At 42.4% G+C, this 22,237-nt stretch carries 17 protein-coding genes; 3 read left to right on the top strand and 14 right to left on the bottom strand.

Annotated elements, in window-relative coordinates:
- Positions 1 to 62: 62 nt before the first annotated feature.
- The 13 genes from L2747_RS20650 to L2747_RS20590 form a co-directional block, all read right to left on the bottom strand.
- Entirely contained in the window at positions 63 to 3,278 is a 3,216-nt protein-coding gene (locus L2747_RS20650; protein WP_249000839.1) for an efflux RND transporter permease subunit, read from the bottom strand.
- A gap of 52 nt (positions 3,279 to 3,330) precedes the next feature.
- Positions 3,331 to 4,362: an efflux RND transporter periplasmic adaptor subunit gene (locus L2747_RS20645; RefSeq protein WP_249000838.1), complete on the bottom strand. Its 1,032-nt coding sequence runs from the start codon at positions 4,360 to 4,362 to the stop codon at positions 3,331 to 3,333.
- 306 nt (positions 4,363 to 4,668) lie between these two features.
- Complete coding sequence (locus L2747_RS20640) at positions 4,669 to 5,385, bottom strand: SIMPL domain-containing protein (protein ID WP_249000837.1); 717 nt, start codon at positions 5,383 to 5,385, stop codon at positions 4,669 to 4,671.
- Positions 5,386 to 5,536: 151 nt separating this feature from the next.
- Positions 5,537 to 6,826 carry an OmpP1/FadL family transporter gene (locus L2747_RS20635; protein WP_249000836.1) on the bottom strand — a complete coding sequence of 430 codons (1,290 nt, stop codon included), beginning with the start codon at positions 6,824 to 6,826 and terminating at the stop codon, positions 5,537 to 5,539.
- 357 nt (positions 6,827 to 7,183) lie between these two features.
- Positions 7,184 to 8,635 carry a sodium/proline symporter PutP gene (gene putP, locus L2747_RS20630; protein WP_249000835.1) on the bottom strand — a complete coding sequence of 484 codons (1,452 nt, stop codon included), beginning with the start codon at positions 8,633 to 8,635 and terminating at the stop codon, positions 7,184 to 7,186.
- A gap of 138 nt (positions 8,636 to 8,773) precedes the next feature.
- Positions 8,774 to 9,478 carry a DUF3379 domain-containing protein gene (locus L2747_RS20625; RefSeq protein ID WP_249000834.1) on the bottom strand — a complete coding sequence of 235 codons (705 nt, stop codon included), beginning with the start codon at positions 9,476 to 9,478 and terminating at the stop codon, positions 8,774 to 8,776.
- Positions 9,471 to 10,034, bottom strand: coding sequence for a sigma-70 family RNA polymerase sigma factor (locus L2747_RS20620; protein WP_249000833.1), 564 nt, complete (start codon positions 10,032 to 10,034; stop codon positions 9,471 to 9,473). The genes L2747_RS20625 and L2747_RS20620 overlap by 8 nt, the downstream gene beginning before the upstream one ends.
- A gap of 252 nt (positions 10,035 to 10,286) precedes the next feature.
- Positions 10,287 to 11,921 (bottom strand): BatD family protein, encoded by a 1,635-nt coding sequence (locus L2747_RS20615; protein ID WP_249000832.1) that lies wholly within the window; start codon positions 11,919 to 11,921, stop codon positions 10,287 to 10,289.
- Positions 11,915 to 13,930, bottom strand: coding sequence for a VWA domain-containing protein (locus L2747_RS20610; protein WP_249000831.1), 2,016 nt, complete (start codon positions 13,928 to 13,930; stop codon positions 11,915 to 11,917). The genes L2747_RS20615 and L2747_RS20610 overlap by 7 nt, the downstream gene beginning before the upstream one ends.
- A 2-nt stretch (positions 13,931 to 13,932) precedes the next feature.
- Positions 13,933 to 14,931, bottom strand: coding sequence for a vWA domain-containing protein (locus tag L2747_RS20605; RefSeq protein ID WP_249000830.1), 999 nt, complete (start codon positions 14,929 to 14,931; stop codon positions 13,933 to 13,935).
- Positions 14,925 to 15,431, bottom strand: coding sequence for a DUF4381 domain-containing protein (locus L2747_RS20600; protein ID WP_249000829.1), 507 nt, complete (start codon positions 15,429 to 15,431; stop codon positions 14,925 to 14,927). The genes L2747_RS20605 and L2747_RS20600 overlap by 7 nt, the downstream gene beginning before the upstream one ends.
- Positions 15,432 to 16,361: a DUF58 domain-containing protein gene (locus L2747_RS20595; protein ID WP_249000828.1), complete on the bottom strand. Its 930-nt coding sequence runs from the start codon at positions 16,359 to 16,361 to the stop codon at positions 15,432 to 15,434.
- Positions 16,361 to 17,317 (bottom strand): AAA family ATPase, encoded by a 957-nt coding sequence (locus tag L2747_RS20590; RefSeq protein WP_249000827.1) that lies wholly within the window; start codon positions 17,315 to 17,317, stop codon positions 16,361 to 16,363. The genes L2747_RS20595 and L2747_RS20590 overlap by 1 nt, the downstream gene beginning before the upstream one ends.
- A 391-nt stretch (positions 17,318 to 17,708) precedes the next feature.
- Between L2747_RS20590 and fadI the strand changes: the two genes are divergently transcribed.
- The 3 genes from fadI to L2747_RS20575 all read left to right on the top strand — a co-directional run bounded on the left by fadI (position 17,709) and on the right by L2747_RS20575 (position 21,535).
- Positions 17,709 to 19,019 carry an acetyl-CoA C-acyltransferase FadI gene (gene fadI, locus L2747_RS20585; protein WP_249000826.1) on the top strand — a complete coding sequence of 437 codons (1,311 nt, stop codon included), beginning with the start codon at positions 17,709 to 17,711 and terminating at the stop codon, positions 19,017 to 19,019.
- A 4-nt stretch (positions 19,020 to 19,023) separates the two neighbouring features.
- The gene (gene fadJ / locus L2747_RS20580) at positions 19,024 to 21,144 is read left to right on the top strand and encodes a fatty acid oxidation complex subunit alpha FadJ (RefSeq protein ID WP_249000825.1); all 2,121 of its coding nucleotides are present in this window, start codon (positions 19,024 to 19,026) and stop codon (positions 21,142 to 21,144) included.
- A gap of 190 nt (positions 21,145 to 21,334) precedes the next feature.
- On the top strand, positions 21,335 to 21,535 hold the full coding sequence (locus L2747_RS20575; RefSeq protein WP_249000824.1) for a hypothetical protein: 201 nt from the start codon (positions 21,335 to 21,337) through the stop codon (positions 21,533 to 21,535).
- Positions 21,536 to 21,955: 420 nt separating this feature from the next.
- On the opposite strand, the gene L2747_RS20570 is transcribed toward L2747_RS20575, so the two are convergent.
- Positions 21,956 to 22,237 (bottom strand): hypothetical protein (locus L2747_RS20570; RefSeq protein WP_249000823.1); only part of this gene is annotated, 282 nt, incomplete at its 5' end.

The following is a 22,237-nucleotide window of genomic DNA, read 5'->3' as shown; positions in this document are numbered from 1 at the left end:
ATAGTTTAATTTATAGGGCGTTTGACTGGCTCTTTATTGATATTTTGCCCAGCAAAGGGGCTTTAATATTCCCTGCTATGACTATAACGTTTTTTCATTACAGCGTAATAAAGTACTGGGATGACGATCAGGGTTAGTAAGGTTGAAATCAAAATGCCAAAGATAAGACTAATGGCTAAGCCGTTAAAGATAGGGTCATCAATAATAAATAGCGCACCTATAATAGCTGCAAGAGCTGTAAGCATTATCGGTTTTGCTCTGACTATGCTTGAGCGGATCACCGCTTGTTCGAGTGAGACTCCATTGGTCGTTTCTTGATGAATAAAATCAACTAACAGGATGGAGTTTCTGACAATAATTCCCGCGAGCGCGATCATGCCTATCATAGAGGTGGCGGTAAATTGCGCTCCTAGCAAGGCATGGCCGGGCATAACGCCAATAATGGTAAGTGGAATAGGCGCCATAATGATAAGTGGCACGGTATAAGACTTAAATTGCGCGACAACTAGTAAATAAATAGCAATCATACCTACAGCATATGCAATGCCCATATCTCTAAAGGTTTCATAGGTAATTTTCCATTCGCCATCCCATAATATAGCGAGGTTATCTAAACCATTAGGTTGCTTTATAAAGTGCTGTTTGAAATCGAGTTCGGGCTTACTATTAATTTGATTCACCATGTCGAACATACCGTAAAGCGGACTGTCGAGCGGACCCGCCATATCAGCGACTACCATGATCATTGGGATCATATTTTTATGAATAATCGGGCTATCTATTGTGCCTTTTTTTATTCTAACCAGTTCAGATAATGGAATGGTGTTACCCCTTTGTCCGGTTAGATGCAGATTAAGCAGTTGCTGTAAATCGACTTTATCGCCGTCTTCCAACTGAATATTAATAGGTACAGGCTGTTTTTGGTTAGGTTTATAAAGGTAAGTCATATCTTTACCACCTAAAGCTGTAGCGACCAAGTCGACGATTTGCTGATAGGGCACACCTAATAGACTGGCTTTACTACGATCTATAATGACCTGCCATTTAGCGGCAGAATAAGGCAGGTCGATGTCAATATCGACAACATCTTGAGTTTTTTTGAAGACACTGAGTAATTGATTTGCTGCTTGCTCTCGAATAGCCTGACTGGGACCATAAACTTCTGCCACAATAGGCGACCAAACTGGTGGTCCTGGCGGTACTTCAACAATTTTTATATTGGCACCATATTTATCACCAATTGCTTGCAATGGTTGTCGAACCGAAAGAGCAATGCTGTGGCTATCGCGCGCTCTATGCTGTTTGTCGACTAAGTTGACTTGGATGTCACCTAACTCTTGAGTTTGGCGTAAAAAATAATGACGTACTAAGCCATTAAAGTTCATCGGTGCACTGGTCCCTGCATAAAGCTGGTAACTGTTAACCTCTTCAACTTGTTTCAGATAGTGGCCTAGCTCCTTGAGTACTTTCTGAGTTTGTTCTACGGGTGTGCCTTCGGGCATGTCGACCATGACTTGAAATTCAGACTTATTGTCAAATGGCAGCATTTTTAGCACAACTAGTTTGGTTGCAGGTAACGCGATTGCAGCAGCGATAAGGAATATGATCGCTATTGAAAGGCCAAAACGTGCTTTTCGGGCATTGCTGCTAATAACAAATGGCCCAATTAGGCGATTAAAGACTGCAGACATTGTGCTGTTAGTTGTTGTATCAGCCGTATTCTTAGCTGTTGAATTCTTGTGTTTAAGCAGTTTTTTGCTTAACCAAGGGGTGATCATAAATGCGACAGCGAGAGATATAAGCATCCCCATACTGGCATTTATAGGGATCGGGCTCATGTAAGGACCCATTAACCCTGATACAAATGCCATCGGTAGCAACGCTGCAATAACTGTGAAAGTGGCCAGAATTGTTGGACCGCCAACTTCATCAACTGCGACTGGAATTAACTCTGAGAATGAGCGTTTGCCCATAGCCATATGTCGGTGAATATTTTCAACGACGACAATGGCGTCATCAACTAAGATTCCAATGGAAAAAATTAGAGCAAATAGTGAGATCCGATTTAGCGTAAAGCCCCAGGCCCATGAGGCAAATAGGGTTAATGCAAGGGTAATTATTATGGCTGCGCCAACAACCATCGCTTCTCTAATTCCCATGGTGAAAAGCACCAAAATAACCACCGCTAAGGTTGCGAATCCGAGTTTTAAGATCAGCGTATTGGCTTTATCGCCTGCTGTTTCTCCATAATTTCGTGAGATGCTCACTTCAACGTTTGCAGGGATCAATACATTTTCAAGCTTAGCCACCCGCGCTAAAATTGCGTCCGCGACGTTAACGGCATTTATACCAGGCTGTTTACCTATGGCGATGGTTACAGCAGGATATACATTTTGTTTATCACCATGCCACGCACTTTTTACTGGCAGTTGTGACTTTAGGGTGATCTTGGCGACATCGGCAAGATAAATTGGCGATGCTTGCCCTTCGCTATCTAGTCTCACTCGAATAACAAGTTGTTTTACGTCTTCTACACTTTGTAAAAACTGTCCGGTTTGTACTTTTATTTCCTGATTAGCTTGGATAAGCGACACTGGCATTGAAATATAGTTGTTACTATTAAGGCTTTGGTTTATATCTTCTAAAGAAACGCCATAGTAATTCATTTTTAGTGGATCGATTCTGACGTTAAGCGTGAGTTGTTGATCGCCGACAGAGTCTATTTCCCTTGTGCCAGGAATACGTTTTAACTCCGTTTCCAATCCATTAGCGATATGAGTTAGCTGCTCTGCTGAGACTTGTGGATTTTTGGACCAAAGGGTAAGACTAGCAATGGGAACGTCATCGATACCCCGTGGTTTAATCTGTGGAGCTTGAACACCAGCATTAAGTGGTAATTTATCAAGGTTTGAATGCAACTGGTTGTAAATGTTTATAATGGCATCGTTGCGTTTAATCCCTACGTCAAATGCCACGATAAATAGGGCGCCATCGGGCTGAGAAAAAGAATAAAGAGTGTCTATCCCTTTTAGTTCTGAGAGTAGTTGCTCGGTTGGCAAAGTGACTAAACTTTCAACTTCCCGAGGAGTTGCTCCCGGAAAAGCAATGAACACATCCGCAAAAGTGACATCAATTTGAGGTTCTTCTTCTTTTGGAGTTACCATTATTGCAAATAAGCCCAGCAGCAAGCCAAGTAACGCTAGAAGTGGTGTTATAGCGCTGGATTGAAAAGCAGCAGCGATTCGACCTGAGAAGCCTAAATTCGATTGGTTTTGCATTAGATTACATCCCTAAACTATGCGTGCGAAAGTGCCAGCAATATATGAGGCATTAAGGTTGATTTTGACTAAGAGTCATCATTGCTTGGTAGCCGTCTTTTGCTATTCGTTCACCGTCTGCTAATCCTGATAGAACCTCGATATTTTCTCCGTTTTTTAATCCTGTTCTTATTTGGTTAAGTACCCAAGTATTCCCCTGTTGTAAGTAAACTCCGCTTAGCTCATTAATGCTTACTAGAGCACTTTGGGGAATAAAAATACTGCGACGGTGGCCACTAACAAAATGAGCTTTAATAAAGCTTCCAGGAACGACCCCGTCGATGTTTTCAGGTAAGGTTATTCTAATTTTTACACTGTGGCTTTGCGGGTCGGCAAAACTGAAAACAGTTAAAGCTTCACTTTCAATCACCTCACCGTTTGCAAGGGTCAAGCTTAACTTTGGTTGTCGTTCTATGGATGCCATATACCGCTGAGGGATTTGTGCAATCGCACGCATAGGCTTTACTGCGTATCCTGAATATAGTGCTTGGCCGTTTGTTACGGCTTCCCCCTCTTCTACATGGCGCTGCGTAACTATCCCTGAAAAAGGTGCGCTTACAACCGTATAGTTTAATGATTCTAAAGCTTGAGCTATGCGGGCATTTGCGGCAGTTAACTCTTGCGCCGCAGAGCTGGCATTAGCTTCGGCTTGATCCATTTCCCCCTTAGATATTGCCCCTTTAGGGAATAATGTTTGATAACGCTGTAATTGCCGTTGCGCCTCGGTATTAATTGCCTCGGCCTTAGCATAGTCAGCTTTACTTGCTGCAAGCTGTGCACCTTGTTCTATGCTAGTGATCTCGAGCAATGATGCCCCTTGCTGAACAACATCATTAACGTCGTAGTTTAATTTGATGATCCGCCCTGATGTTTGTGCTGAAACTGTGGCGGCTTTGGTTGGTTCAATGAATGCGTCAATTGAAACGGTATTTGGATATAACTGTACTTGCACCGAAATAGTGTCGAAAGGCTTACTGGCATTGGCTGTAATACTAAAAAAGACCAGTGCTGTTAAAGCAAGATAACGCAGTAATGTATTTGTCATAGTAATAGCCATATTGATACATATCCAAGAGCACAAATTCAGTCCATGCAATAATTCTAATGGATGTGGTTTTTTCATGCAATAATTATTTATTAGAAAAATGCGATGAATGATTGGATCGCTTGCACTCTAAGATAGCCGCTAGAAGAGAACGCTATCGGGTTTGGGCCAATTAAGAAAATAAGCGGTCAGGGCGAACAGTAATAGCAGCGGTTGAGTTAATTAAAAAGGTGATAGTGATAAGTGAGTTTTATGAGCAAAGCATAGCGTTAGTTTAACGCTATGCTTTGAAGGGAGCCAAGTTAGTTAATCGTTGAGGTAATAAGTTAAAGTAGAGACGATACGGACTTTCTTTATATAAGGCGTATTACTATCACGGTCGTTAATACTAAATTGCCCTTGGGCTGCTTTTTTGATTTTGCCAAGCTTTGAGTCTGAGTCTTTGGCAAACTTTTCAGCTACTTGACGGGCGTTTTGAGTTGCAGACTGGATCATGTCAGGTTTGACACTATTTAGCTCTGTAAATAGAAACTGCGCTTTACTATTGTAATCCTGATCTGAAATCGCAATGCCATCTTTAGCAAGGCTAAGCATATTGGTGCGGGTGCTCAGTAATAAATCAACTTTATTGGTATACAAGGAGATAGATATTTTAGCTGCGTAACGGTATTTAACGTTTGGATCGACATAACCTTGAGCTTGCCTATCATCGATTGCTGGAAGCGCGATGGTTATTTCATCATCACTAAAACCTTGTTGTTTTAAAAAATCTACGACCTTATTGGTTTTAACTTGTACTGTTTGGTATAGATTATTAAGGTCATTATCAACTTCGGTAAAGCGAATTGGCCATATCGCCACGTTGGCTCTAACTTCTTTTTCAGCTAAACCTTTTACGGTTACAGTTCGCTCCATCGCTTTCATTTTTATCAGTTTGTCGCCAACGGTATTGCCTAGCATAACTAAACCTAAGCAAAGCAAGCTACCAAGGATTAAGGCGGGAAGGGCATTATTCTTAGACATTATATTCTCGGGATGAAAATGATGCCTTTAACTTAGCAAGGAATAAGTGAATAAAACAATGAATTTACTTTTATGTTTAGCTTTATTTCTGCTAATAAAAAAGCCGCACTAGGTGCGGCTTTTTATCTATTAATACAATTAAGCGCTTAGCTTAGAACTTATAGTTGTATTGGATAGAGTAGTAAGTTGCGTTTGACGTAGTTGTTGCGTGCACTGTACCTAAATCATCACCAAGACCAGGCATTTGCTGGCCAACCAAACCTAAAATTGCACTTTGCTCAGTTAGCTGAGTTTCTTCACCGCGAACGAATGCGATACCGAAATCTAGGCTAGTGTGCTTTGATAGATTGTAAGTCGCCCCCATTGTGTACCACTGACGATCTGAATCAGGGATAGAGATAGAGCTCACTTCCCCAACAACACCTTGGTCGAACATGTAGCCTGCACGTAGTGTCCAGTTGTTATTTAGTGTGTAAGTACCACCTACACTGAATAACCATGAGTCATCCCAAGCATATTTCTTTAATGGCACCTGGCCTGGATCAAGTGTGATCTCATGGAAGTCACCCCAAGTCGTCATTTGCGCTGTGTAGTGCAGGGCAAATGTATCAGTTAACTGGTGGAAGCCAGCCACTTGAAAGATGTCTGGAATTGGAATGTTGATTTCTTCGTAATCAACAAAAGAAGACATTACAGTGCCGTCGGCAGTAAACTCAGGGCTGAAACGGTAGCTCACACCAAAACGGTGATCAGCATTGATTTCATATACAGCACCAACGATACCACCAAATGCGATACCGTCAGCATCGACATCAACTAGATCAAGGTGTTGTGGACCTTGAGCTGATGGCATAGCACCACCACGGGTCAATACACCTGAGCCATAAATAACATCAAGACCAGCACCAACACTTAGGTTGTCATTGATACGGTAAGACGCACTCAGGTTGAAGTTGATCGTAGTGACTTCTGTCTTACCAAGTAAATCGATAGGAGCAGGCAAAACGCCCATTGCCATGTTATTTGATAAATCAGTAGTATCAGTACCTGTACCAAAGTTACTGAACATAGCTACACCGTAGGCAAACTTATCGTTTACTGGGCTAACATAGTAAAAGTTAGGGATAACTTTAGCTTCAGCAGCGTCATCAACACTACCGTAGTGAATTTCACCTAAGTTTGAGTTTACAAACACATCTTGTACTTCAACTTGCACGTCAGCATAAGTTAAGCCCATAGACAGTTGTTTCTCATCAAACAATGCCATAGCTGCTGGGTTACGTGAAAGTACTGATGCGTTATCAGCAATCACGGCGTCACCGGCGAAAGCACGGCCGATACCTGTTGCTGATTGGCTGTTTAGCTGGAAACCAGCAGCCATTGTTTGTGTGCTTGCTAGAGCGACTGATACTGCAATAAGAGTCTTGTTGAAATTCTTCATTATTATCATCTCTATTATATTTTTCTGGTCTTGCTTAATTAAGGGCTAATTTCATGATTAGCGGCAAGATCCACTTATTAGACCAGTGCATAGTAGGTAGATGTTGGCAAGCTAACAACTCCGACCAGCAACGTCTTTTTGTTAATTATTAGTTAATTACGAAGTTATTTTATGTCGGTAAATCCAGCTAGCAATTGAAATAGTCAAAAGAAGGTATAGGCAGCACGCACTTGCGGCATGCTAGGGGTTTGATTATTCGTTAACGGCTTGTAACTGGCAGAAATATAAAGAGGTTATGTTGAAAAATAAAAAAGCGTACAAGTGTACGCTTTTTATCTATATTGTAATTATTAGGGCTTATAATTTTGCTTCAAAGCTATCAAACTGCTGCTTAATACTCTCCGCCGGGCCTTGGATTTTACTCACAATAACACCGGAAATCGTCGCCAAAATAAAGCCTGGTAATATCTCATAGATATCAAAAATATTGCCTGTTTGCTCTTTCCAGATGATGACAGTTAATGCACCAACTACAATTGTTGCTACTGCACCATTGCGGCTATAGTCGCGCCAAAATAATGAAAGCAATACCACTGGGCCAAATGCTGCGCCAAAACCAGCCCAAGCATAACTGACTAAGCCAAGTACGCTACTTTCAGGATTTAGTGCAACAACCCCTGCAATGATAGCAATGGCCAATACACCAATACGTCCTACTAGCATTAGCTCTTTACTTTGCGCTTGCGGGCGCAACCACTTCTTATAGAAATCTTCAGTGATGACACTTGAACAAACCAAAAGTTGGGAATCAATTGTACTCATAATGGCTGATAAAATTGCAGCGATGAGTAAGCCACCAATCCATGGATTAAACGCAGCATGAGCCAAATGAATGAATACCGTTTCAGGGTTAGTTAGCGGCTCAGCGGCAAAGTAAAGGCTACCGGCAATACCCGTGGCAAGAGCACCAATAAGGGCAAGTAGCATCCAGCTCATCGCGATACGGCGTGATACTTTGATATCATTTGGCGAGCCAATCGCCATAAAGCGAGACAGAATATGTGGTTGACCAAAGTAACCTAATCCCCAAGCAAGTAGCGATATGATGCCCAGCACTGTGGTGTCTTTGTTGAAAAAAGCCAACATATTTGGATCGATGTTTTCCAAGCCAGCTTGTGTTTCTGGTTGGCTCATAATTGCTACAGGTACAATTAGCAATGCAACCAGCATTAAGCAGCCTTGAAAAAAGTCAGTCCAGCTAACAGCAAAGAAACCGCCCACAAAGGTATAGGCCACAATAATAGTGGATCCAATGATTAGCGCTAAGGTGTAGTCTAAGCCAAATACTTTTTCAAACAGTATTGCGCCGCCAACCATGCCCGATGATGCATAAAAGGTGAAGAATATTAAAATCGTTACCGCAGAAACTAACTTTAATATGCCTTTATTATCTTCAAAACGTTTTTCAAAAAAGTCGGGGAGGGTAAGTGCGTTATCGGTAAACTCGGTATATATTCTTAAACGCTTAGCAACGAACAGCCAGTTTAACCAAGCACCAAAAACGAGGCCAAATCCAATCCAAGCTTCACCTAATCCACCTAGATAGACTGCACCAGGTAAACCCAGAAGTAACCAGCCAGACATATCAGATGCACCAACACTTAATGCTGTTACACCAGGACCCATACCGCGGCCACCAAGAATGTAGTCGTCGACTGAGTCGGTGGCTTTATAAGCCCATAAGCCAATACCCATCATTAAAGATAGATAGCCTATAAAAGTAATTAAAATGGGTAATTCAATTGTCATGTGTGATTCACGCTTCTTGTATTTTCTATGTGTGGGAGCGCTATGTTAACAGAACTATGAGCTTGAGCCCAATAAAGGGGGGAAATGTGATGGATTACAACCAATAATGCAGGATTAGCATTATTGGTTGTAAACGAATTAGATGAATGTTTGCTTTATTTCATTTTTAACGAAGTTGAGATCTTGACTTTGCTCACCTACGAGTAACATATAGGCATTATCTGTTTCAAAGCCCATGCCTTTGTACTTACTATCTGCAAATGCTTCTTCAAGAACGAGTCTGTCTTCAAGAGGAACAATAAACAAAGTCACTTTACCTTGTTCACCTTGCATTACTAAATGGAGGCTTTGTACGCCTTGAAAATCACAATAGGTACTGTAAAACACTTTGCCAGGTTGTTGAGTAAACTTCATATTTTGACCACCAGTGAGTGAGGCCAGTTGAAAGTTTACATCCTGATATTGTACATTCTGATCGGCATGTAGTGCTTTGTCTTCATGGTAAACATGGGCCAGCGCATGCTGACTTAAATCGACGGGCGCCATTCTTAGTAAAGTAAATGTCATTCCCGCTAAAAACGCGACAGATGCAACCAAAGCAAAAGCAAATCCAGTTTTACGACGCTGGGAATGGTGTTGCTGTAGTTGTTGCCTTAGTAGTAATTTAGCAGCAAGATCGTCCGGTACATCAACTTTTAATGCCCGTTCGATTTTATTATCTAAGCCTTTTAGATCATTAAGGAAAGCTTCTCTTTCCGCCGACTCCATTGTTGCATTAAGAAAGTCAGGATCTTGGTTATTAGGTTCACTGTAGGCCTGGCGGCGAAACTTAAGCTCATCCATTGGATTGACCCCTGTGCGTAGGTTGTTCGAGTACATCTTTAAGTTGGTTTCTCGCTCTAAATAAACGTGTCATAACGGTATTACGGTTCAAGTCGAGGATTTTAGCGATTTCATCACCGCTAAACCCACCGATAACCTGCAGTAATAATGGTTCACGGTATTCAAGTTCTAGCTTTGAAATTTGTCTTTGTAGCAAATGCTGCTCAGCATGTTCTTCAGTGCTTCCTGAAAACGTGTCTTCAATGAACTCTTGTTCGACATCAGAGTAATTGAGTTGTTTACGTTCGAAGCGTCGTGCATTTTCTCGGCGTAAAATAGTGATCAACCAAGACTTAGCGGCTTTTTCATCTTTTAACGAATCAAGCGAACGCCATGCACGAAGAAATGTTTCCTGAGTGATATCTTCTGCAATATGTTTATCGCCGCAAAGCCAATAGGCAAAGCGGTATATATCTGCATGAAGTGCCCTGACAAGGCTATCGTATCGTCGTTGTTTGCTAACCATGTCTGAAGAGACCGTGGACTTTGATTTTTTATTTCGCCAACTATCAAACATTTTTTATTTTTCTGACCTAAACGATGAACACAGCTTACCTTTGATGTGGGCACAATACCAATTGTTAAATTTAACTGACTATTTTGTGATGTATTTTTAGATAAAAAGCAATGAGTCTTAGTTTCGGTGAGTAGTATATTTATGAGCTTGATTTCGCATATAAAAGTTGCTGAAAGTGATACCTAGAGCTGAACGATGGTTAAGCTAATTCTTTTAGTGAACTCGCTTATCCATCGACTCTTGATGAGTAAATTAATTGGGATTGAGTTTGGTCAATGCTGAACTGTTGCTTTTTGTTGACAGTAATTTGGTCGCTTTTACAATACCAAAAAGCTTGGCATAGTCGATATTGCTTGGCAACTTATCTGCGCTATAGGCTGTTCGTTGCAACTGGCTAATTGTTGAGGCTAGAGACTCATCGGTTGCAGCAATGTGAGTTAACGACATCGGCTGAGCATATAGCTGGCTGTAATATCGCGTTAAACTATTTAATACTGCAGTTGCCTGTTGGGCATCACAAGCCGCTTTTAGTGCCTTAAGGCTTGATGGCGTAGTAGCCGTTGATGCTTGTTCTGTATTGCTTTGCACTTGTGGCTGTTTACGTGCTTTTAACCACAGTATCAGCGTTCCTAGCCATAATAAGCCCAGAACTAAAGATAACCACTGCCAAAATGGATTCTGCTCAGCGGTTGTTTGCGCTGCGACATAAGTGTCTTGCACTGGTGAAAGAGCTACGCCTCCTTTTACAACAATAGTGCGAGCAGGTAGTGTCGCGTATTGTTGTTTATTTAGATGTGGATTCCACCAAGGCACTTTAATTTCAGGAAGTGTGAAAGTGCCGGCATGGGTTGCGACAATTGCCGTCGTTTGCATTAGTTGCGAAACCATCTGGTTATCGCGTAAAAATGTATTTCGCTGCGCTTTTTCTGGATAGGTTTTAAGCGATGTTGGCGCTGTGATTGTAAGCTCGGGCAAACTCGTTTCATCGGTGTTTGATGCAAGTAGTGTCACGGTGCGGGTAATAGGATCGCCAACCTTGTATTCAACTGCTGTGGTAGGCCAGTCTTCTTTGAGAACGACCAGATCGGATACTAGCCACTCTCCGTGGTAATCCGCCGGAATAGGGTTAATGAGTACCGTCATTTTTGGTGCTTGAGTTTGGGTTGGTCTGCTTTCATTAAAAGAGAACATTGCGCCATTGCGTCGAGACTCGATTAACACGTCACCAGCAAAACTAGCGCCAGTAATGGTCAATTCTCCAGGTTGATCAGCAATTATGGCGTAGTTACGTTCTATCACCCGATAACGACGACCATTAACAATTTCTGTACTGTCTTTGTCTTCGCCAAGTTGTTTTATTTGCGCACCATCTAAATCAGGTGCGTTAAGCACACCTCTTTGTAGCTCTAAGGCCAAATACAGCTTAACTTTATAGGTCAGCATTTGCCCGACGTAAGCTTCTTCATTTGATAGATTGGCGCGCATAAAGATGTTTTGCATTTGCTGCGGCTGAGAGCCTGTTTTTAACACTGAAATGGTTATGGGTCCGGAACTCACGCCATCTATAGTAAATGGTGGAATGTCGACATTGCCAGCTGCACGGGGGGAAAGCAGAACTTGCCAGTGAGTTTCATTGCTGGCATCAAAGTTCATAATCTTCTTACTACGGCTAATACTTGTACGACCTACAATAAAGTCTTTCAACAGTGCAGAAGTATCTAGTTTGCCGCTTTTAATATCATCGTCAGCGGTCACGGTAAGCAAGAATGTTTCGCCTTCCATGATTGGGTTACGATCAACAGAAGCTTGCAATACCGTCAAAGCGCTAGCAGGAAAAGCGGCTGTTAGTGCGATAATCGCGAGAGTAAAAATATAACGTATTACCACTGTTCGTTTTCCTTAGAATTAATACCTTGTTGGCGACGTTTCTGATATTCAAGTTGCATTTTATTACGCAGTAGCACCTGTGGATCATCTGCGATTGCGCGCAAAGCACGTTCCATTTCTGGTGGTAAAGGCTCATCGGTTGGTTGCACGCTAGCTGCTACTTGCTCAGCCGGCTGTTGTGCTTGAGTATCATTGTTTTGCGGCGCTGCTGACTGAGTTTGTTGTTCTATAGGTTCATTAGTTTGGTTATCGACTTCAGCCTGCTTAGGCTGACTTGCTTTTGGAGTAGCCTGCATTTCAGCTTCGTTACTCACTTCTTCTGAGTCAGTAGGGGCTGCGTTTTGTGGCTCAGACTCTGATGATTGATTATTTTTATCATCGGTGCTGCCTTTATTGTCATCAGTTGGTTGCGATTCCTGAGTTTGTTCAGATTCTTTAGGAGTCTGCTCATCACCTTGCGGCTTACCATTTTGTGATTGCTCACCTTTTTCTTGGCTATCTTTAGGCTGCTGTTCACCAGGCTGGCTATCTTTCGATTGACCTTCTTGAGACTGACTGTTTTGTGGTTGATTGCTGTCAGATTGAGAGTCCTTAGACTGTTGATCTTTATTTTCCTGCTCTGAATTTTGCTCTGAATTTTGTTCTGATTGTTGATTGTCTTGCTGCTTTTGTTGTTCTAACTCTTTGGCAAGGGCTAGATTACTTTTGGCAGCGTCGAAATCTATTTGTTGTTCTAGTGCTGACTGATAACGTGTTTGGGCTTCAGCATATTGACCAAGCTGCATTAATGCGTTGCCTTGGTTATATAGACCACTAGCGGAGTTATCTTTTTCAAATGCAGTTAGTGCTTGCTGATACTGACCTGATTTGTAAAGTGCACTTGCTTGCCATTGTGGATTGTTAAATTGTTCGGCTGCTGCGGCAAACTCTTTGCTGTTATAAGCATTCATTGCTTGCTGATCTTGAGTTTGCCACATATTGTTCCAAGTATTGGCATAGGCTTGTTCACTGGGTTGTAGAAGCGCGAATAGTGCAATACTAGCAATAAGTCCGTTTCTGAAACTAAGCAAAGCTGGTAATAACAACATTAGGGCAAAGTAGGGGCCAAGATCTTGCCAAGTTTCACCTTCAAGATCACTCGCTTTAGTGTCTTTACTGTTGGAAAGCCATTGAGTAATTTGGTTTAAATCAGACCCGTCAGCTCGGCTAGGTACTAGTATACCATCGGCATCGTTGGCTAATTCTTTTAGCAAGGCATAATTGGTTTTAGCGACCACTACTTGGTTAGCGTTATCGCGCAGCAGTTGTCCATCAGGTAATTGTATTGGCGAGCCTTGTTGGCTACCAAAGGCGATAATAGTTAGCCGATAAGCACTATCACTAAGTAACGATTCTGCACGTTTAAACTGACTACTAGAAACACCATCAGTAAATAAAATGATATCACCGCGAATATGTCCACCTTGGCTCAATAATGATTGTGCTTGGCTGATAGCTGCTTCAAGGTTTGATCCGCGAACAGGCATAATACTTGGGGTTAATGTTGGCAGTAGATTTAACAGCGTGGCTTTGTCTCGTGTAAGCGGACTAATAGTAAATGCATCGCCAGCATAGGCAACTAAGCCTGTTTCACCTTCTGCGAGTTCAGCGATAAGATCGGTAGCGCGGAATTTAGCTTGGGTTAGTCGGTTTGGCGCTAAATCAGTTGCGTACATTGATAATGACATATCCATGACTATTACTCGGCCCTGAGCTGACTCATAAACGGGCAGTGCTTTTTTCTCTAAAGCTGGTCCAGATAAGGCAAACACTGCGATTAACCAAGCAGCAGCTAAATAGCCAATGTTGTTTTTCTTGTTACTTGCAGTACCGCCAATTAACACTTTAGCTAGGTGCGGGGCAATATAGTGGCTCCAGCTTGAACTAGCGGCTTTGCTTTTAAATAGCGTCAATAAAAGCAGTGCTAATGGTAATAGTGCCCAAAACCATTCAGGACGTAGAAAATGCATGCTTAACGTCCTCCTTTATTAAAATAGGGCTTAGCTCTAAAGAAAGAGACTTGAGTTAACGAGATTAGTATTGAAACTATTAGGGCTATCGCTAATGGCCAGTAAAAAAGTTCTGACTGCGGGCGGTAGCTAAGTTGATCTCTAGCTACAGGTTCCAGCGTATCAATGACTTGATAGATCTGTTCAAGTTCTTCAGTATTGCGTGCTCTAAAATACTGCCCGCCTGTTTGTTCTGCAATTTTCTGCAATTGAGATTCGTCCAAATCCATAGAAGGGTTAACGCGCTCTTTACCGAAGAGTGTTCTGCGCTCCATTACATCTGCACCAACACCTATGGTGTAAATCGTAACGCCTCTTTGTTTGGCTATTTGGGTAGCTTGGTCGGGCGATATCGCTCCTGCATTATTTGAACCGTCGGTTAGCAAGATTAACACTCGGTTACTTTTCTCAACTTTATCAAAACGCTTTACGGCTAAAGCAATCGCTTCACCTATAGCCGTCTGTTTACCCACCAAACCAATTTGCGCCTCGGTTAAGTATTGAGCAACACTGCGTCTATCTTGTGTTAGAGGGGATTGTAGGTAAGCATGATCAGCAAACAAGATAAGCCCAAGACGATCGCCTTTTCTGCGCTCGATAAAGTCGGTGATCACATGCTGAATAAGGGTAAAACGGTCAACGACTTTGCCATCAATGATCATATCTTCAATTTGCATACTGCCTGATAGGTCAACAGATAGCATCAGATCGCGCCCTTTAGTCGGTAACTCTATCGGCTCACCAACCCAAAGTGGACGAGCGCAAGCCAGTACTACGAAAAACCAAATTAACCAATAACGTTTATTAGAGTGTTGGCTATTGTCTGTTGCTGCTATTTGCGTCGGTAAACTGGCTCCAGGAAGCAGTAAATGTCCACCTAGGTTTTTAGGCTGTTGTTTGTTTCTAAAAATAAGTGGCAGCGGTAACAATAATAAAAGTAGCGGCCAAGCCAAGGTTAACATGGTAAGACCTCACTACTTGTTTGGTGCTTGCTTGGCTTCAAAGGGAGCGCAGACTTTAACCAGTTACTAGCTGCTATTTTGAGTCTTTGTTTTTCTTCGTTGCTAAAAGAGTTTGGCTGAAATCGTTTAGCTAATAACTGACATAGCTCATCTTGAGGTGTTTTGACTTGTGCATTTAACCATAGCGTCCAGTCATTACCGCTCAGCTTAGCGACCTGCTGCCGGTTTGTTGTGCTCATTGCTGCGCGCTTTAATAGGCTACTGACCTCAATCACAAACTGTGGATGTTGCAGATCCATAGCGTCAAGTTGCTTAAGTGCTGCTTTTTGCACAGCATATTTATTTCTACGCTGCTTAAGCAAATAAATAAGGGTTATTGTCAGTGCAACACCGGCAAATATCGCTAACCAATAACCATAGGCTAGAGGCCAAGTCCCAATCTCAGTAGGTGGTTGAATATCTTTTAAACTTGCAAGCGCTGGGTTTCCAGGAGTCGTCATCTATCTTAGCCCTCCTAACTGTTGGCTTAGGCGTTGTCCCGCATCAATAACTCGGGTTTCAACATTGAGCTTTTGCATCATCTCTATAAACTGCTGTTGTTGTTGCAGTTGATTTGTAAGCCATTGCTCATAACTATTGCGATCTATCACTCGCTCTTTACCACCTTCTCTAACCGGTAATTGAAAGTGTTTTGGTAGTGTTAACTCACCTTGGCGTAGTGGGTCTGTAATTAAAAAGGCACCCATATCACAATGGCGCTTTAAATCTGATAACGCGGCTAAGCAGGCAGGAGTAAAGTGGCTTCCGTCGGAAATAATCCAAATCAATGAGCCAGGTTTAGCAAGTCGGCGTAACCGTTGGCAAGCCTTTGCCATATGATCTGGCTCTGGTTTTTGTTGCACAATATTTTGCAGTTGGTGTTGGTGCAGCTTTTGTATTGCTGACACCATTTGCAAAATACCTTGTTGGCGACTTCGCGGTTTTAGCTCAATGTGCTCCTGTTCTGTCGCTATTAAGGCGCCTAAACGGTCACCGTGCATAACAGCGCTCCAGCCAAGGGTTGTGGCAAGGTGGGCTGCCTGCACGGATTGCAACATTAGGCTTGAGCCAAAATACAAACTATGACTGAGATCGAGTAACACTAAAACGGGTCGTTCGCGCTCTTCAACAAATAGTTTAGTGTGCGCTTTACCTGTTCTTGCTGTTACACGCCAATCTATGGTGCGTACGTCATCGCCACTTTGGTAATGTCGTACTTCAGCAAACTCCATGCCTCTGCCTTTTATTAGGCTAGCGCGGTGTCCTGCAAGGCTGGCTTTAGCTTTGCTGCGTTTTTCAGGCAAAGCTTTGGCTAAGCTCTGACAAGCAAGTAGCTCTTTTTGCGTAATATTAATGCCATCGCTAAACAGTGGCAGTTTTGTATAGGGCATTAAGGTACGGCAACCTGTGAAAGAATATGGTTTATCACATCGTCAGCACTGACGCCGTCAGCCTGAGCTTGATAACTAAGCAGTAGGCGATGACGGAGCACGTTAGGTGCTACTGCTTGAATATCCTCCGGTGATACAAAGTCACGCTCATGTAAATAAGCGCGTGCGCGTGCGCAGCGCTCAAGCGATAAAGTTGCACGAGGGCTTACACCATATTCAAGCCAGCTAGCGAGCTCTTGGCTATAAGCTTCGGGTTTACGTGTCGCCATAATAATGTCGACAATGTATTTTTCTAGCGGCTCAGCGAGGTAAATCTGTAAGGCGTGTTCACGAGCGGCAAATATATCTCCTTGGATAATGGGATCAACTTGCGGTAGTTCTTGCTTTAAAGCCTCATTACGAGACATTCGCATAATTTGGAACTCTGTTTCTGCACTTGGGTAATCTAAATTCAAATGCATTAAGAAACGGTCGAGCTGCGCTTCTGGTAGTGGATAGGTTCCTTCGTTTTCTAGAGGATTTTGTGTTGCCATAACTAAAAATAGTTCAGGTAACTGGTAACTGTGCTTACCCACAGTTACTTGGCCTTCAGCCATCGCTTCTAATAAAGCAGATTGCACTTTCGCTGGAGCGCGATTAATTTCATCCGCCAAAATGAGGTTGTGGAATATCGGTCCGGCCTCAAATTCAAAAGTGGCGGTTTGCGCCCGATAAATATCGGTACCAGTTAAATCAGCTGGTAATAAATCAGGGGTAAATTGAATACGGTGAAAATCACCTTCAACACCATCACATAGGGCTTTTACCGCTCGAGTCTTAGCAAGACCTGGTGGACCTTCTACTAATAGGTGTCCATCGGCTATTAATGCAATTAGTAGATTCTCGGTGAGAATAGGCTGTCCTAAAATGACAGTGTTTAAATATTCGCGTAACGCGTGAAATCGACTCAAAGGCATGATGCTACTCGGTTTATTTTAAGTAAGTTAGGTATAGACCAGCAACATAGTAAAAAATTCCATTGGTGTTTGGCTAGTCTCAATTTTATTTATGCAGATAAATCATCTTCTTTTGCCTACTTTTTTATCTAATGATTCTGATTTAGGCGGCTTATCAATAAGATGGCTCAAAGAAAAATTTGTATTTATAGATATTAATCATTGTTAATAAAAGGCTTTTGGATGTTTTTAATACAAAAAAACAAACAAGTGTTTAAAACCTGCCCTTAAGAAGTTAGAATCAGATCACACTTTAGATGGTCAGACCTGTTTGGTTGATTGCAAATGGGTTTCTCAAGGATATAAGAAAGCGCGCGGCTAAAAGCTAGCGAGCAGAATAAGAGGGCGAGAAATGAGTGATAGACAGCAGGTGAAAAATGCAAGAGGCGAACGTATCGCGATTGTATCGGGATTACGAACACCGTTTGCAAAGCAAGCAACGGCTTTTCATGGTGTATCGGCATTAGATATGGGCAAGATGGTCGTTAATGAATTGCTTTCTCGTTCAGAGCTAAATCCCAAAGAAATTGAACAACTGGTTTATGGACAAGTTGTTCAAATGCCTGCAGCGCCAAATATTGCTCGAGAAATCGTTTTAGGCACTGGGATGGATATTAGCACTGATGCTTATAGTGTTACGCGCGCTTGTGCCACCAGTTTTCAATCTACGGTTAACGTAGCTGAATCTATCATGACGGGCAATATGGATATTGGTATTGCAGGTGGGGCTGACTCTTCGTCGGTACTGCCAATTGGTGTTTCTAAAACGCTCGCTCATGCTTTAGTTGACCTTAATAAGGCCCGTAGTTTTGGCCAGAAGCTAGCAATTTTCCGTCGCCTTGGTTTAAAAGATTTATTACCTGTTCCGCCAGCCGTTGCTGAATACTCAACAGGTTTGTCTATGGGGCAAACGGCTGAGCAGATGGCTAAGACTTACAATATTAGCCGCGCAGATCAAGATGCATTGGCCCATCGTTCTCATACATTAGCGACCGAAACTTGGAATGCTGGCAAGCTAGCTGAAGAGGTTATGGCTGCACATGTGCCTCCTTACAAGTCATTTATCGATCGCGATAATAATATCCGTGAAAACTCATCTTTAGAGTCCTACGCTAAGCTTCGCCCTGCATTTGATCGTAAGCATGGTTCAGTCACCGCTGCTAACAGTACGCCACTAACCGATGGTGCATCTGCAGTGTTATTGATGAGCGAAGGTCGCGCTAAAGCATTAGGTTATACGCCTATTGGCTATATCAAGAGCTACGCTTTTACCGCTATTGATGTGTGGCAAGACATGTTAATGGGGCCCTCTTATGCAACGCCACTTGCACTTAAGCGTGCAGGGATGGAGCTAGAAGATCTAACCTTGATTGAAATGCATGAAGCATTTGCAGCGCAAACACTCGCTAATATGCAAATGTTTGCTTCGAAAAAGTTTGCCGAAGAAAAGCTGGGTCGTAACCGTGCTATCGGTGAAATCGATATGAGTAAATTTAACGTACTTGGTGGCTCATTGGCTTATGGTCATCCATTTGCTGCAACGGGCACGCGTTTGGTGACACAAGTTTGTCATGAGCTTAAACGCCGTGGTGGTGGTACAGGTCTCGCAACAGCATGTGCTGCGGGTGGTTTAGGTGCAGCAATGATTGTTGAAGTGGAGTAATCACATGGAAAAGACATTTAATTTATCACGTCGTGAAGACGGTATCGCGGTATTGACCATGGACGTGCCTGGTGAAACCATGAATACCTTGCGCAGTGAGTTTGGCCCAGAGATCAGTGAAGTTCTTGCTGAGATAAAAGCCGATAATAGTATCAAAGGGCTAGTGTTAATTTCGGGCAAAAAAGACTCATTTGTTGCAGGTGCAGATATTTCAATGCTAGATGCCTGTGAAACTGCTGCCGATGCCAAACTATTGTCACAACAAGGGCATGTTGTATTCAATGAGTTAGAGAGCTTAACAATTCCCGTTGTTGCCGCTATCAATGGAGCGTGTCTTGGTGGTGGTTTAGAGCTGGCTTTAGCATGTCATAAGCGAGTATGTTCGCTGCATGCAAAAACCATGATGGGTGTACCTGAAGTTCAACTAGGGTTACTGCCTGGTGGTGGTGGTACTCAACGGTTGCCGCGTTTAGTCGGCGTAACGACAGCACTTGATATGATGCTAACGGGTAAGCAACTTCGCCCTAAGCAAGCACTAAAGATGGGCTTAGTCGATGATGCTGTGCCAGAGTCTATTCTACTGCGTACAGCTGTTGAAATGGCACTTGCGGGTAAACGACCAGCCAAGAAAAAGAAGCAGTCTTTAATTAATCAAGTGCTCGAAGGAACGAGTGCTGGTCGAAATATTATTTTCGATCAAGCGGCCAAGCAAGTCTCTAAAAAGACTCAAGGTAATTATCCTGCTCCAGCAAAGATCATTGACTGTGTTAGGCAGGGAATGACGAAAGGCATAACTAAAGGATTAGAAGTAGAAGCGAGTCATTTTGCTGAACTTGTGATGTCGAAAGAATCTGAAGCGTTGCGTAGTATTTTCTTTGCAACCACTGAAATGAAGAAAGAGACTGGCGCTGGTGACGTTGAGCCTAAACCTGTAAATAAGGTAATGGTAATCGGCGGTGGTTTAATGGGGGGAGGGATTGCCTCTGTTACCACCACAAAAGCTAAAATTCCGGCTCGTGTGAAAGATATCAGCGAAACAGGCCTGAGTAATGCGTTAGCGTATGCTTACAAACTGCTTGATAAAGGTGTAAAGCGCCGTCATATGACGCCGGCAGTACGTGATAACCTGATGGCATTGATGACTACAACGACAGAATACAAAGGCATTAAAGATGCAGATATCGTTGTTGAGGCGGTTTTTGAAGACTTAGCTCTTAAGCATCAAATGGTTAAAGATGTTGAGCGTGAATGTGGCAAGCATACTATTTTTGCTTCTAATACCTCTTCATTGCCTATTGGACAAATTGCTGAAGCGGCAACTAGACCTGAAAACGTAATTGGTCTGCACTACTTTTCACCAGTAGAAAAAATGCCGTTAGTTGAAGTTATTGCACATGAAAAAACATCGCCTGAAACAATTGCAACCACTGTGGCATTTGCTAAGAAGCAAGGTAAAACACCGATTGTAGTACAAGATGGTGCAGGTTTTTATGTTAATCGGATCCTCGCGTTATATATGAATGAAGCTGCTCAATTACTGCTAGAAGGGCAAAGTGTAGAGCACCTTGATAAAGCCTTGGTTAAATTTGGTTTCCCTGTAGGGCCAATGACTTTGCTTGATGAAGTGGGCATTGATGTTGGTGCTAAGATTTCACCAATCCTTGAAAAAGAATTAGGTGAGCGTTTTAAAGCGCCTGCGGCATTTGATAAATTACTAGCAGACGACAGAAAGGGACGTAAGAACGGTAAAGGGTTCTACTTATACGGCGGCAAGAAGAAAGCTAAGCAAGTTGATGAAACTGTTTATACAGTATTGGGTTTAAAGCCTGGTGTTGACACTGAAGCATCGGAAGTCGCTCAACGTTGTGTAGTACAAATGCTAAACGAAGCGGTGCGTTGCTTAGAAGAAAACATTATCGCTAACCCTCGTGATGGTGATATAGGGGCGATATTTGGTATTGGCTTCCCACCATTCTTAGGTGGACCTTTCCATTATATTGATACACTTGGTGCTGCTAATTTGGTTAAGATCCTAGAAAACTATCAATCTCGTTATGGCAATCGATTTGAACCTGCCACAAAGCTAAAACAAATGGCTGAGGATGGTTCACGATTTTTTAGCTAAGTAGTGTTTGTAAATTAAGTATTTATTAGGCGTGGTTAAAAAAACGGCAGTAAAATGCCGTTTTTTTATACGCGACAGGTAGTGGTTTGCCTAAAAAACGCTCTCTTTGTTTTGATTTTGTCTATATAATGCTGGCTCAGCTTGATTAATGGCTAGGATAGCTAACTTATTTGAAGTGAGGTGTAGATAAGTGGAATTGGTTATTGGGCTTATATTATTGTATTCAGGCTATGCTTTAGGAATTGCTGCTTTTAAGGCGGGTCTTCCTGTTAAGCGCTGGGCATTTGCTGGAGCATTGCTTGGACCTGTCGCTTATCCTTTACTTAATTCGCATAAACAACTGGCTTATCGAAAAGCGATGGGTAAACAGGGACGAACAATTAGTTTGTAACTACCGACCGTCGCGAGTCACCTAAAGCAGAGCTAAAGCTGGTAAGGGACAGGTAGGCGGGTCTGAGGATTTTATAGATTAACTTATTGTAATAAAAAAGGAGCATAAGCTCCTTTTTTGGTTTTTGGCGATATAACCTTTAGTTCCACCATGCTCTTGCTGGGGTCACTTGTAATTGGCTCAAGCCCTCAGGTAATTGAACCTTCTTGCGTGCAGGTTTTGTTAATCCAAGAAATCTCATTAATGAATCAAGCATCGTCACACCTCTCAATATCGCAAATAGCTTTGTTAGTTCCACCAACCTTTAGCTGGGATTACTTCTAATTTATTTAGGCCTTCAGGGAGCTGAACCTTCTTACGGCTTTGTTTTTCGGTGCCAAAAACTTTTAAAATTAAATTGAACATAATGTTACCCCCCAATTAGCTAGCTGCTTCTGTTGTGTACTTAATGTTTGGTATGCCCGCAGTGTACTTAATGTTTGGAATGCCTGCAGTGTACTTAATGTTTGGAATGCCTGCAGTGTACTTAATGTTTGGAATGCCTGCAGTGTACTTAATGTTTGGAATGCCTGCAGTGTACTTAATGTTTGGAATGCCTGCAGTGTACTTAATGTTTGGAATGCCTGCAGTGTACTTAATGTTTGGAATGCCTGCAGTGTACTTAATGTTTGGAATGCCTGCAGTGTACTTAATGTTTGGAAT

This window comes from Shewanella marinintestina, from assembly GCF_023283845.1.
In the GTDB taxonomy this organism is placed as follows: domain Bacteria; phylum Pseudomonadota; class Gammaproteobacteria; order Enterobacterales; family Shewanellaceae; genus Shewanella; species Shewanella marinintestina.
This window is presented reverse-complemented; position numbering and strand designations above follow the sequence as displayed.

What these genes read in the sequence shown, in the direction of transcription:
- L2747_RS20620 (WP_249000833.1), bottom strand. Translation starts at nt 10,034, where the DNA reads ATGTTTGATAGTTGGCGAAATAAAAAATCAAAGTCCACGGTCTCTTCA.
- L2747_RS20645 (WP_249000838.1), bottom strand. Translation starts at nt 4,362, where the DNA reads ATGACAAATACATTACTGCGTTATCTTGCTTTAACAGCACTGGTCTTT.
- L2747_RS20640 (WP_249000837.1), bottom strand. Translation starts at nt 5,385, where the DNA reads ATGTCTAAGAATAATGCCCTTCCCGCCTTAATCCTTGGTAGCTTGCTT.
- L2747_RS20590 (WP_249000827.1), bottom strand. Translation starts at nt 17,317, where the DNA reads ATGCCTTTGAGTCGATTTCACGCGTTACGCGAATATTTAAACACTGTC.
- L2747_RS20635 (WP_249000836.1), bottom strand. Translation starts at nt 6,826, where the DNA reads ATGAAGAATTTCAACAAGACTCTTATTGCAGTATCAGTCGCTCTAGCA.
- L2747_RS20600 (WP_249000829.1), bottom strand. Translation starts at nt 15,431, where the DNA reads ATGACGACTCCTGGAAACCCAGCGCTTGCAAGTTTAAAAGATATTCAA.
- fadI (WP_249000826.1), top strand. Translation starts at nt 17,709, where the DNA reads ATGAGTGATAGACAGCAGGTGAAAAATGCAAGAGGCGAACGTATCGCG.
- L2747_RS20650 (WP_249000839.1), bottom strand. Translation starts at nt 3,278, where the DNA reads ATGCAAAACCAATCGAATTTAGGCTTCTCAGGTCGAATCGCTGCTGCT.
- L2747_RS20605 (WP_249000830.1), bottom strand. Translation starts at nt 14,931, where the DNA reads ATGTTAACCTTGGCTTGGCCGCTACTTTTATTATTGTTACCGCTGCCA.
- L2747_RS20610 (WP_249000831.1), bottom strand. Translation starts at nt 13,930, where the DNA reads ATGCATTTTCTACGTCCTGAATGGTTTTGGGCACTATTACCATTAGCA.
- putP (WP_249000835.1), bottom strand. Translation starts at nt 8,635, where the DNA reads ATGACAATTGAATTACCCATTTTAATTACTTTTATAGGCTATCTATCT.
- L2747_RS20595 (WP_249000828.1), bottom strand. Translation starts at nt 16,361, where the DNA reads ATGCCCTATACAAAACTGCCACTGTTTAGCGATGGCATTAATATTACG.
- L2747_RS20625 (WP_249000834.1), bottom strand. Translation starts at nt 9,478, where the DNA reads ATGGATGAGCTTAAGTTTCGCCGCCAGGCCTACAGTGAACCTAATAAC.
- fadJ (WP_249000825.1), top strand. Translation starts at nt 19,024, where the DNA reads ATGGAAAAGACATTTAATTTATCACGTCGTGAAGACGGTATCGCGGTA.